The sequence below is a fragment of the uncultured Megasphaera sp. genome (genome assembly GCF_900539295.1).
Taxonomy (GTDB): Bacteria; Bacillota; Negativicutes; order Veillonellales; family Megasphaeraceae; genus Megasphaera.
Genome location: NZ_UQBH01000004.1, coordinates 88,541 through 100,704, shown reverse-complemented (window position 1 = coordinate 100,704; position 12,164 = coordinate 88,541). Strand labels below are relative to the sequence as shown.

The window sequence follows — 12,164 nt, the reverse complement described above, 5'->3', positions numbered from 1 at the left end:
CGTTATGAAAATGATGAAAACAGAAGACGCTGTCGGTCATATTCTCTGTCACGATATTACGCAGATTATCCGCGGCGTTACCAAGGCGCCGGTGTTTCGCAAGGGCCATATCATTAAGGAAGAAGATATTCCCGTCTTGCTGTCAGTCGGCAAAGACCACGTCTATATCTGGGAAAACGACGATACCGTTTATCATGAAAATGAAGGTGCCGCCATTCTACGGGATATTTGCATGGGGGCCAACATGCACGGCAGCGAGCCTAAGGAAGGGAAAATCGAGCTCATCGCCGACTGTGACGGTATGATGACCGTTCGCCGTAAGGAGCTGCAGGCCGTCAATTCCCTGGGTGAAATGATGATTGCCACCCGTCATGGCGGGTTTGCCGTTCGCAAAGGTGACAAACTGGCCGGAACCCGTGTCATTCCCTTGGTCATAAAAAAAGAAAAGATGGAACAAGCCAAGGCGGCTGCCGGTACGGAACCGCTGCTCGATGTCCATCCTTTTCAGAAGAAGCGGGCCGGCGTTGTCACGACGGGAAATGAAGTCTTTCACGGCCGCATTGAGGACACCTTTACGCCGGTCATTGAAAGTAAACTGGCTGAATTTGATGCGGAAATGGCCATGCACAAGGTCTTGGCTGATGATCCGGCGGCCATTACGGCAGCGATTCAGGAGATGCTCGACGCCGGCATGGATATGGTTTTCTGTACGGGCGGCATGAGTGTCGACCCTGACGACCAGACGCCGCTGGCTATCAAAAATACCGATGCCCGCATCGTGTCCTACGGGGCTCCGGTACTGCCGGGAGCTATGTTTTTATTGGCCTATACGGCCGATAACCGTCCCATCGTCGGCCTTCCGGGCTGCGTCATGTATGCTAAGCGGACGATCTTTGACCTGGTCCTGCCGTCACTCATGGCCGATGTTCCCGTAACGGCTGCCGATTTATCCCGTCTCGGTGAAGGCGGACTGTGTCTCAACTGTCCGGTCTGTACCTTCCCGAACTGTGGTTTTGGAAAGTAGGTGTTCTTGTGAACCCGTTTACACATATTGACAGCAACGGCAATGCCGTCATGGTCGACGTCAGCGGCAAGGCCGTAACGGCACGGATGGCCGTTGCCTGCGGGCGCATTGCCATGAGTCGTGAATGTTACGATGCTGTGAAACAAGGGGCCGTGAAAAAGGGCGACGTCCTCGGCGTTGCCCGAGTCGCCGGCATCATGGGTGCCAAAAGGACCAGTGATCTCATCCCCTTATGTCATATTTTAAACCTTACCAAATGCGGTATTGAATTTATCTTTCACGACGATGTCTGTGAAATCGAAGGGCGCTGCACCGTCAAGTGCGACGGCAAGACCGGCGTCGAAATGGAGGCGCTGACCGGCGTATCGACAGCCCTGCTCACAGTTTACGACATGTGCAAGGCCATTGATAAAAGAATGTGCCTCAAAGACATTCACGTCGTCGAAAAAATCGGCGGGAAAAGCGGCCATTTCCAATATGACGGAGGCCTTGACCATGAGGGATAGATGGGGGCGGACCATTGACTATCTCCGCCTGTCTTTGACCGACCGCTGCAACCTTCGCTGCCGCTACTGCATGCCCGACGACGTCGCAAGCGTCGGCCATGATGCAGTTCTTCGCTATGAAGAAATGATGGCTGTTTGCCGGGCGGCCGTCGCCCTCGGAATCAATCGATTTAAGATTACCGGCGGTGAACCCCTGGTCCGCAAGGGGGCCGTCGATTTTATGAAAGCCTTGAAATCTCTTTCCGGCGTCCGCTCGGTGACGATGACGACCAACGGCCTGCTGCTGAAAGAGGCTTTGCCGGCCTTAACCGCTCTTGGAATTGACGGTATCAACATTAGTGTAGATACTCTCGATGGCGACCAGTATGCCCGGCTGACCGGCGGAGGAGACCTGTCGGTCGTCCTTTCGGCCCTGGATGCTGCTGCCGACTTCGGGGTAAACGTTAAAGTAAACGCCGTCTTATTGGCGGAAACGAAGAATCAGATCGTAAAATTGGCGGGCTTGGCACGGCGCCGGCCCATTGACGTCCGCTTCATCGAGTTGATGCCCATCGGCTTTGGAACGACTCTTTCCGGCCTTACTCGGGAAGACTGCCTGAAAATCTTGGGCGGTGTATATCCAGATCTGACGCCGACCGATGAAGTGCATGGCAACGGACCGGCCGACTATTATAAGAGTCGGGAGCTCTGCGGGCGAATTGGCTTTATTGCCGCCAACACCCACGCTTTTTGTGCTTCCTGTAATCGCCTGCGCCTGACCAGTACGGGCTTTTTGAAACCCTGCCTCTGTTACGATGAAGGCGTCGACTTGAGGAGAATCATTCGCAGCGGTCAATCGAAGGCTGAGACGGAGTCGTCTTTGGTCGAAGCCCTGGCGCAGGCCGTTTACGAGAAGCCGGCCAAGCATTGTTTCGGCGAGCAGACCGAAATCAGCGAGCATAAGACGATGAATCAGATCGGAGGATAAAAAATGGGAAAAATAGAAGCCGTTTGTATCAGTGACGTCCGAGGCATTGCCAAAAGAGTCGTGCCCGAAGGGCTGTTTAAGGTCGATTGGGGCATCGAAGGCGATGCCCATGCCGGTCACTGGCATCGCCAAGTCAGTCTGTTAGGACTTGAAAGCATAGAAGATTTTCGCCGCCGCGGCGGCAATGTAGAATTCGGGGCCTTTGGAGAAAACCTCGTCGTCGACGGCTTTATCTTTTCGGCCATGCCCGTAGGCACCTTGCTGCGCTGCGGCGATGTCCTGTTGGAAATCACGCAGATCGGCAAGGCCTGTCACAGCCACTGTGCGGTATACGAAGCCGTCGGCGACTGCATCATGCCTCGAGAAGGCGTCTTTGCCAAGGTCCTTGAAGGCGGCGTCATCCGCATTGGTGACGAGATGACAGAAGTTCCGCGAGACGGAAAACGGCCGTATCAGGCAGCCGTCATTACCCTGTCGGACAAGGGCTCTCAAGGCCTTCGTCAGGACGAAAGCGGCCCGGTCATCGTCAAGCGCCTGAAGCAGGAAGGCTATGAAGTAGTCGAAGAGATTCTCTTGCCGGACGGACGGGAAGCCTTGGAACAAAACCTGCGCCGCCTGGCTGACCAGCGCCAAGTCGATCTCATTTTGACGACTGGCGGTACCGGTTTCGGCCAGCGGGATGTGACGCCGGAAGCGACGCTTGCCGTTGCGGACCGTCAGGCGCCGGGAATTGCCGAAGCGATTCGGGCGGCGTCGATGGCAATCACGCCGCGGGCCATGCTGTCCCGAGCAGTCAGCGTCATCCGTAAAAAGACATTGATCATCAATCTGCCGGGCAGTCCCAAGGCCTGTCAGGAATGTATGGACGTCTTTTTGGAAACGGTTCCTCATGGTTTCGATTTACTTCGCGGCGGTGTTTATGACTGTGCCCGCAAGTAAACCTAAATAAATTGAAGTTTAATGAAGGAGATGCATGCGCATGACGTGGAAAAAAGCAGCAGCAGCGATTCTGGCGGGAATCATGGCCTTTGCCTTGGCCGGCTGCGGTTCGGACAAACAAGACGATCAGGCTGCCGGAAATGGTGAAAAAGTCCACTTGACGGTATTTGCTGCGGCCAGCATGACCGAAACGATGACCAAGATCGCCGAACAGTATCAGAAAGAACATCCGAATGTCGAAATTTCTTTCAACTTTGATTCATCGGGAACGTTGAAGAAGCAGATTCAAAACGGCGCGGACTGCGACTTGTTCATTTCAGCGGCGCAGAAGCAGATGAACCAGCTCGATGCCGCCAAAGACGGCAAGGATAATCCCGATAAACTGGATTTCGTCAAAAGCGACAGCCGCGTCGACCTCTTGGAAAATAAGGTCGTCTTAGTGACGCCGGAGGGAAATCCTAAGGGCATAAAGAACTTCAACGACATGGCTGAAAAATTGAGAGACGGCTCCATCCGTCTGGTCATGGGCAACAGCGACGTGCCCGTCGGTCAGTACACGCAGAAGATCTTGAAGTTCTATAACCTCGATGAACAGGCCATTGCCGAGGCCGGTCACATCACTTACGGTTCCAACGTAAAAGAAGTCACGACCCAGGTCAGTGAAGGCAGCGCCGACGCCGGTGTCATCTATGCAACGGATGCCTTTAGTGCTAAGTTGAAACCCCTTGACGAAGCGACGAAGGACATGTGCGGCCAGGTCATTTATCCGGCAGCGGTCATGAAGAACAGCAAGCATCAGCAGGAAGCTCAGGACTTCTTGAACTACCTCAAAGGCGACGCAGCCATGAAGATTTTCCGGAGCGTCGGATTCAGTCCTGTCGGCTAAGGGCGGCCCGGTATGGATTGGTATCCCCTTTGGAACAGTCTGCGCATTGCGGCCATTGCCTGCGTCATCGTCTTTTTCAGCGGCATCGCCCTGGCGTATTACGTGGCACGGCTGCCGCGGGTCTTAAAAGGGATTCTCGACGTCGTCCTGACCCTGCCCCTGGTACTGCCGCCGACGGTCTGCGGCTGGCTGCTGCTCCTGCTCTTCGGGCTGCAGCACCCCGTCGGCATCTTCCTCAATGATGCCGGCATCCACTTCGTCATGACCTGGTACGGCGGTGTCCTGGCATCGGCCGTCGTCGCCTTTCCTCTCATGTACCGTACGGCCCGGGGGGCATTTGAAGGCTTTGATGAAACCTTGGCCTGGAGCGGGAAGACTTTAGGCCTGTCGGATACGTTCATCTTCTGGCACATCCGCATGCCTTACTGCAAGCAGGGCATCATAGCCGGCACGGTCTTGGCCTTTGCCCGGGCCCTCGGCGAATACGGGGCGACGAGCATGCTCATCGGCTACATTCCTAAGCATACGGCGACCATTTCGACGACGGTGTATCAATTATGGCGGACCAATGACGAGTACAGTGCCTTCATTTGGGTCTTGGTCAACATCGCCATTAGTGCCGTCGTCTTGATGACGGTCAACCTCTTTGAAAAGCGGAGCCGTGAAAGGAGGCGCCCGGCATGATTGACATTTCTGTCTATAAAGACTGGGGCTCCTTTACTCTCGACGTGGAGCTTCATCATACAGGCGGCGTCTTGGGCATCCTCGGCGCTTCGGGCTGCGGGAAGAGCAAGACCCTGCAGTGTGTAGCCGGGATTGAACGGCCCGATGACGGGCGCATCGTCGTCGGTGAACGAACCTTGTTTGACCGCAAACAGGGCATCGACGTCCCCGTAGCCCGCCGGCGGGTAGGCTATCTTTTTCAGCACTACGCCTTGTTCCCCAATATGACCGTCGAAGAGAATATTCGCTGCGGCGTTCGTGCTGCCGGGAAAGAAGCGGCCAAAGAACAGGTCCGGGCCATGATGGAGCGCATGCGCCTTACAGGCCTTGAAGGGCAGAAGCCGGCAGAACTGTCCGGCGGTCAGCAGCAGCGCGTGGCCTTGGCACGAATTCTGGTAAACGAACCGGATATTCTCCTATTGGACGAACCCTTCAGTGCCTTGGACAGCTATTTGAAGGAAAAGGTCATTACGGAACTGAAGTCTCTCTTGGAAGAATTTCCTAAGGATGTCATCTTAGTGACTCACAGCCGTGATGAAGCCTACCAGCTCTGTCAGTCCATTGCCGTCCTCGACGGCGGACGGGTTTCGGCTGTCGGGCCGACAAAGAAACTCTTCGCCGATCCTCAGTCCAAGGCGGCAGCTGTTTTGACGGGCTGCAAGAATATCGTTTCCGCTCGAAAAGCCGGGTCGGAATCGGTTTTCGTCCCTGACTGGCAAGTTACCCTTCATACGGGAGGACGGCCTGTCGGTGACGACCTCTGCGCCATCGGCATCCGAGCCCACGCTTTTCATGGCCGTGAGCCCATGAATTCTCTGCCCGTCGTCATTACGGAAGAGATTGAACAACCTTTTGAATGGATCGTTAAATTCCGTTACCGCAGCCAGAATCAGGCGGCATCCGACATTTGGTGGCGCTTTGCCAAAACAGATCGGCCCGATACCCTGCCGGACTGCCTCGGCCTTGGCGGTGACGATATTTTACTGCTATACAGGTGATTACTATGGAACGGTTATATACAGCATTATATGAACGGCTGAAGGCCGGACGGGCGGCGGTCCTCTTGACCGTTGTCGACCGAAAAGGCTCGACGCCGCGCGGCATCGGCAGTCATCAGGTCGTCTTTGACGACGGGACGACGGTCGGCACTGTCGGCGGCGGCTATCCGGAATACTTGGCTGTCGAATGCGGCAAACAGCGTCTGACTGACGGTCGGTCCGATTTTCGCCGCTTGATTCTCCACCCTAACGACGTCGAAGATATCGATGCAGCCTGCGGCGGCGAGCTGACGGTTTTCTGCCAGTACCTCAACCCTGATATGCCTGATTTGTTGGCTGTGGTGAAGGAAATCATAGCGGCCTTTCAAAATAAGCAGGCCTCGTGGCTGGCCTTCGATATCGGCCGTGGAAATGACTGGGGCATGGCCTTGGTGTCAGAAACAGGGGTCATCAGCTGCGGCAATCTGACGTCTTTACAGGATGTCGATGCCGGTTGGTGCCGCCGTCAGTCCGCCGGGATGACGAAAGTCGAAGACGGCACTCTTTTGTATCATGAGGTCTTGACCTCGCCGGGACGGGTCTTCATTTTTGGCGGCGGCCACGTCGCTCAGGCCTTGGTGCCGGTCCTTTCCCTTATCGATTTTTCCTGCATCGTTGCCGACGACCGGCCGGAATTTGCGAGTTCCGATTTATTTCCCGATGCCGTTGCCGTCCATCAGGTGGATTATCAGCGTTTGCCGAAAGAAATTGGGATAACCGCTGACGATTACGTCTGCGTCATGACCCGAGGCCACCACGGGGACTACGACGTCCAGAGGCAGATGCTGGCCGTCAAACCCTATTATCTCGGTGTCATCGGAAGCCGCCGAAAAATAGCCTTCGTCAAAAGTAAGCTGTTGGCCGACGGCTTTTCGGAAGCTGATATCGACGCCTGCTACAGCCCTATCGGGTTAGCTATTTCCGCTGAGACTCCGGCTGAGATTGCCGTCAGTATCGCAGCCGAACTGATTGCCGTCCGGGCCCGGCGCGAAGGACGGGAAAAACACCGTCCCAAGTCGTTATGACGGCCCGTGTAGAAACCTATGTCGGAGCCGGCGGTAAGACGACGACGATTTTTGCCCGGGCTCGGAAAGAACGGGACCGGGGGAAAAAGGTAGCTGTCGTCACGACGACGCATATGATGCGGCCCGATCAGGGCTTTGTCCCCGGTGACCTGACGCCGGACTGGCAGGCGCAGTGGCGGCAGGACGGCATCATCGTCGTCGGCACGCTGGTGGAGAACGGGAAAATTTCTTATCCCGGCGACGAGGTTTACGGGTCTCTGTGTGAATTAGCGGATCTTGTGTTGGTAGAAGGCGACGGATCGCGGCGGATGCCCTTAAAGGTCATGGGGAATCACGAGCCGGTGATTCCAAGAAATACGGATGCCGTCTATTGCCTGGCCGGATTGTCGGCCTTGGGAAAGCCTGCCGGTGAGGTCTGTTTTCGTCATGAATTATTGAATCTTGCCGCCGATACGGTCATTACTGAAGCTCTCATGGCTGACATCATTGAGAAGGGCTGCCTGGCCCGCATCGGGGCTTTTCAGGCTCAGACGACGGTCATTCTCAACCAAGCCGATGATGCCGCCCTTTGTCAGTGCGGCGAGCGAATCAGGCAGCGTCTGTCGAGGCCGGTAATCATTACGGCCTATGACAGGGAAGAGAGGAACCTGCAGTGAAGATACAGTTAATCCTTATGGCGTCAGGCTTTGGCCGACGCTTCGGCAGTAATAAATTAACGGCTCCGGTCTTCGGCCGTCCTTTATATTCCTACGGACTTACCAGCCTGTGTCAGGGGGCACAGGCTTTTTTTCCGTTGTCGGGGATTTCCTGCGCGGTCACCGTCGTCACGGGTCATGCCGCCATTGCTGAGGCCTGTAGAGGTGCTCATATCGAGGTCCTTTGGAACGATCAGGCGAAAGAAGGCATGGCCGCTTCTATTCGGGTCGGCGTGGGAGCCTATTCCGATTGTGATGTGTGGGGCTTCTTTCCGGCTGATCAGCCACTCTTGACGAGTCAGACCGTTTCTCTGTTTTTGCGTCAGTTTATCGCCGAAGGTGCACCTGTCGGCTGCATGTATAATGGTCGGAAGCGGTGTAGTCCGGCTTTGTTCCGCTCGTCCTGCCGTGATGATCTTCTGGCCCTTTCCGGTGATGTGGGCGGCCGCCGGCTCATACAGTCAAGTCGGGCCTGGGTCTATTATCCGACAGATACGACCGAGATTTTTGATATCGACAGCCGGGACGATATGACGGCGCTCGCGACGTTAATGCCCATATAATGATTTAAATTTATTTATATAGAGATCTTTTTGGCGGAGCCATTCCTCTTTCGGCCGCGACAAATCCGGTGCGAACCGTTATAATGGAGATATACTTGTCATGGGAGGGAGTGCGGTGATTAAGCTGTTAGCTGCCATTTACTTAGTTTGGGGCTTCAACTGGGTCGTCATGAAAGAAGCCAATCTCTTTTTTCCGCCGGTTACCTTTTCCTGCTACCGATTCATTATCGGGGCCTTGGTCCTGCTGGCGGTCTGTTTTTGGTTGAAACTGCCGATACCGCCGCGTCGCTATTGGCCGTGGATTGCCATTACGGGCTTTTTGCAGATCGCCGTCAATACGGCGGCTATCCAAATCGGCATGGTCACCCTCGGGGCCGGTCTGGTAGCGGTCCTCAATTACAGTATGCCCGTATGGATGGCTCTGATGGCTCATTTCTTCTTGGGCGAACACTTGACGCGGCGCAAGGTGATCGGCATCATCGTCAGTATGGCCGGTATGTGCCTTCTCATGAATGTCGACAGCGGCGGCGATTTATCGCTCGTTGTCCTGACTTTAGTCGGTGCAGCTGCCTGGGCGGCAGCGGGAATCATCGTCAAGATTCAAGATCGGCGCATGAAGGCCAATGACTGTAATCTCATTCAATACACGACGTGGCAGATGCTCGTCGGCGCCTTGGCTTTGGGGATTCAGGCAGCCGTCATGGAGAGCGGAACCATTCAATGGACGCCACTGGCCGTGGGCTGTCTGCTCTATAACGGCGTCATGGCTTCGGCCCTGGCCTTTTTCATGTGGAATTATCTGCTGACCCAAATAGAAGCGGCCAAGGCGGCAATCGCCATCCTAGGCGTGCCCGTCGTCGGCGTCATCAGCGGTGTCTTGGTCCTGGATGAACCGCTGACGATTATGACCCTCATCGGCATGGTCATGATTTTGGCAGGCATCGTCTGCATCGTCCGTCAGGGACGGCCGTCTCGGGCGGCGGTTGAAAGAGATTGATAAATATGGTTATCGATTAGGAGGCATTTTATGAAATGTGTAGTACTGCTCAGCGGCGGCGTCGATTCTACGACGTGTCTGGCCATGGCATTGGAAAAATATAAGAAGGAAGATGTCTTGGCCCTGACGTCCTATTATGGACAGAAGCACGCCAAAGAATTGGAATCGGCCCGTAAGGTTGCGGCTCATTACGGTGTCGCTCATCGGGAAGTCGATTTATCCCAGGCCTTTTCTTTAAGTGACAGCTCGCTCTTACAGGGCAGCCATAAAGAAATCGCTGCTGAATCCTACGCCAATCAACTGGCAGAAAAAGGAGGAGAAGGGACGGTTGATACGTATGTCCCGTTTAGAAACGGATTGTTCTTGTCTTTTGCCGCGGCCATTGCCGTCAGTGTCGGCGCCGAAGTGATCTATTACGGAGCCCATGCCGACGATGCTGCCGGACGGGCCTATCCTGACTGCACGCCGGAATTTGAAACGGCTATGAACACGGCCATTTACGAAGGATCGGGAAGGACCTGCCATTTAGAAGCGCCCCTCCTGTCCTTGAATAAGGCCGGCGTCGTGAAAGAAGGGCTGCGTCTGGGGGCGCCCTACGAACTGACCTGGAGCTGCTATGAAGGCGGCGATAAACCGTGCGGTGTCTGCGGAACCTGCCGCGACCGGGCGGCTGCCTTTGCGGCGAACGGCGTTGCCGATCCGGCACTGAAATAAGGGCAAATATATACCAAGCATCAGCCCGATGAAGGGTAATATTTTGGGAGAGGATGGAGAGTTATGAAAGGCAGTATAAAGAGACAGCTGGCAGCCGTCATATTGATGAGCCTCATGGGCTTCGGGGCAGTTTATGCCAGTGAAGCCCCGGCAGAGAAGGATAATTTTTATCAGGCTGTCAACCACGGGGTCTTGCAGGAAAAGAAAATAGAACCGACGGAGGCCTCATGGTCGTGGTTTTCGGAACGCTCCTTAGAAAATAAAAAGGCCTTAAGGAAAGAGTTGGAAGCCATAGCAGAAAAACAGGGAACCTATCCGAAAGGATCTCCGGAACAGAAAATCGCCGACCTCTATGTCAGTGCCCTCGATAATGAAAAACGCAATGAAACGGCTCCGGGGAAGCTGAAGGCCTTGACGGCACCGATTGAACAGGCATCGAACTTGACGGAGCTTACCAAGGCTCTTCAGAATGTCAGTGAAAAGACAGGTACCGATGTCTTCGTCGGCTATACGGTGGACCGCCTGCCGACGGGCCTTCGCTATATCCCGCGTATTCTCGTGAGCGAGCCGTCTTTTACTCGGGATGAATTAGAGAAAGAACCTCATCCCGGCGCCTGGAAGGCTTATCGGGAGTACGTCGCCCATGTTTTGGAAGAAGCAGGGGAAACACCGGATAAGGCTGCGGCACACAGCGAGGCTATCTTTGCCATGGAACAAAAACTGGGGCCCCATCTCTTGACCAGCGAAGAGCGCAATGATGTGACCGTTCAGAATCGGGTGGTATCGCAGGGCGAGCTGAAAAAGCTCATGCCTCATATGGGCGGCCAAGTGATTTTAAACGGCCTTGCCCTTGATAAGGAAACACAGTTTTTCTTGGCTGATCCCGATTATCTGCAGCAGTTTGATGCCCTTTATACAGACGATAATTTAGAACTCTTAAAGAGTTATGCCGTCTATCAGGTGTATAACGGTTTTGCCCCCAGTTCCTATATCAAACTGCGCGACCTCCAGCGAAACTATATGCTCCAGCGCTTCGGCATCGCTAAAGCCAGGGACGATAAGGAAACGGCCAGCCGTATGGTCCAGTCCATGCTGTCGTATGAAGTCGGCCAGATTTACATGAAGAATCATGCCTCGGCGGCTGTCGTCGACGATGTAAAGTCCATGGTTCGGGAAATTCGGGATATCTATAAACTACGGCTGGAAGCCAACGACTGGCTTAGTCCCAAGACGAGAGCCAAGGCCATTGAAAAACTAAGCAGCCTGCGCGTCTTCGTCGGCGGTCCGGCAGCGGACGATAAACCGATTATCGAAAGCATGCCCGACGTCATTGCCCCTCAGGACGGCGGTGATTTATTGACCAATATCATGCATAACGGCGTCTTGGAACGGCAGCAGGTTCACGCCCTGTTGGGGACCAATTTCAATCCAGACAAGTGGTATGCTTTTGATCCGCAGGACGTCAATGCGGCCTACATACCGGAAAACAACAGCATTACTATTCCGGCCGGTATCCTCCAGCCTCCCTTCTATGATGCTAAGGCGTCGCGCGGGTCTAACCTCGGCGGCATCGGCGTCGTCATCGGCCATGAAATCTCTCATGCCTTTGATCCCAATGGCAGTAAATACGACAGTGAAGGGCGATTGAAGAATTGGTGGACGAAAAAGGATGCCGAAGCATTCCGGAAGCTGGCCGCCGCCTTTGGCCCTTACTATGACGGTTATACCGTTGCCAAGGGCATCCATGAAAACGGGAAGCTGGTCAGTAATGAAGCCATCGCCGACTGCGGCGGATTGTCGGTCGTAACTGAATTGGCGAAGGGCGATGACGCTGCCATGCGCGATATCTATCATTCCTTTGCAGCGATTTTTGCCAATAAGCTGACCGACCAGATGCTGTTATACTTGATTCAAAACGATCCCCATCCTTTGGGTGAAGCTCGTGTCAACGGAGCCTTGGCGGCGACCGACGGCTTTTATAAGGCCTATGATGTCCAACCGGGCGACGGGATGTACGTGGCGCCGCAGCAACGGGTTCATTTGTGGTGATTCTAACAAAAAGATAACAAAAAGAGGGGGAATTTATAA

The 12,164-nt window shown here is 54.6% G+C and carries 13 protein-coding genes; all 13 read left to right on the top strand.

What is annotated here, in order from left to right; all coding sequences use genetic code 11:
• Positions 1-4 precede the first annotated feature (4 nt).
• The 13 genes from QZQ46_RS02410 to QZQ46_RS02350 all read left to right on the top strand — a co-directional run bounded on the left by QZQ46_RS02410 (position 5) and on the right by QZQ46_RS02350 (position 12,125).
• Positions 5-1,024, top strand: a complete 1,020-nt coding sequence (locus QZQ46_RS02410; RefSeq protein WP_296826460.1) for a molybdopterin-binding protein — start codon at positions 5-7, stop codon at positions 1,022-1,024.
• An 8-nt stretch (positions 1,025-1,032) separates the two neighbouring features.
• Entirely contained in the window at positions 1,033-1,530 is a 498-nt protein-coding gene (gene moaC, locus QZQ46_RS02405; RefSeq protein WP_296826458.1) for a cyclic pyranopterin monophosphate synthase MoaC, read from the top strand.
• Positions 1,520-2,497, top strand: coding sequence for a GTP 3',8-cyclase MoaA (gene moaA / locus QZQ46_RS02400; protein WP_296826456.1), 978 nt, complete (start codon positions 1,520-1,522; stop codon positions 2,495-2,497). The genes moaC and moaA overlap by 11 nt, the downstream gene beginning before the upstream one ends.
• 3 nt (positions 2,498-2,500) lie before the next feature.
• The gene (locus QZQ46_RS02395; RefSeq protein ID WP_296826454.1) at positions 2,501-3,436 is read left to right on the top strand and encodes an MOSC domain-containing protein; all 936 of its coding nucleotides are present in this window, start codon (positions 2,501-2,503) and stop codon (positions 3,434-3,436) included.
• A 40-nt stretch (positions 3,437-3,476) separates the two neighbouring features.
• Complete coding sequence (gene modA / locus QZQ46_RS02390) at positions 3,477-4,322, top strand: molybdate ABC transporter substrate-binding protein (RefSeq protein ID WP_296826452.1); 846 nt, start codon at positions 3,477-3,479, stop codon at positions 4,320-4,322.
• A 12-nt stretch (positions 4,323-4,334) separates the two neighbouring features.
• Entirely contained in the window at positions 4,335-5,006 is a 672-nt protein-coding gene (gene modB / locus QZQ46_RS02385; protein WP_296826450.1) for a molybdate ABC transporter permease subunit, read from the top strand.
• Positions 5,003-6,043: a sulfate/molybdate ABC transporter ATP-binding protein gene (locus QZQ46_RS02380; protein WP_296826448.1), complete on the top strand. Its 1,041-nt coding sequence runs from the start codon at positions 5,003-5,005 to the stop codon at positions 6,041-6,043. Before modB ends, QZQ46_RS02380 begins: the two co-directional genes overlap by 4 nt.
• A 5-nt stretch (positions 6,044-6,048) precedes the next feature.
• Positions 6,049-7,107: an XdhC family protein gene (locus tag QZQ46_RS02375; RefSeq protein ID WP_296826446.1), complete on the top strand. Its 1,059-nt coding sequence runs from the start codon at positions 6,049-6,051 to the stop codon at positions 7,105-7,107.
• Positions 7,104-7,763 (top strand): selenium cofactor biosynthesis protein YqeC, encoded by a 660-nt coding sequence (gene yqeC / locus QZQ46_RS02370; RefSeq protein ID WP_296826444.1) that lies wholly within the window; start codon positions 7,104-7,106, stop codon positions 7,761-7,763. Before QZQ46_RS02375 ends, yqeC begins: the two co-directional genes overlap by 4 nt.
• Positions 7,760-8,365 (top strand): nucleotidyltransferase family protein, encoded by a 606-nt coding sequence (locus QZQ46_RS02365; protein ID WP_296826442.1) that lies wholly within the window; start codon positions 7,760-7,762, stop codon positions 8,363-8,365. The genes yqeC and QZQ46_RS02365 overlap by 4 nt, the downstream gene beginning before the upstream one ends.
• 115 nt (positions 8,366-8,480) lie before the next feature.
• Entirely contained in the window at positions 8,481-9,362 is an 882-nt protein-coding gene (locus tag QZQ46_RS02360) for a DMT family transporter (protein ID WP_296826440.1), read from the top strand.
• A 30-nt stretch (positions 9,363-9,392) separates the two neighbouring features.
• Complete coding sequence (gene queC / locus QZQ46_RS02355; RefSeq protein ID WP_296826438.1) at positions 9,393-10,076, top strand: 7-cyano-7-deazaguanine synthase QueC; 684 nt, start codon at positions 9,393-9,395, stop codon at positions 10,074-10,076.
• A 63-nt stretch (positions 10,077-10,139) separates the two neighbouring features.
• Positions 10,140-12,125 (top strand): M13 family metallopeptidase, encoded by a 1,986-nt coding sequence (locus QZQ46_RS02350; RefSeq protein ID WP_296826436.1) that lies wholly within the window; start codon positions 10,140-10,142, stop codon positions 12,123-12,125.
• Positions 12,126-12,164: the final 39 nt, after the last annotated feature.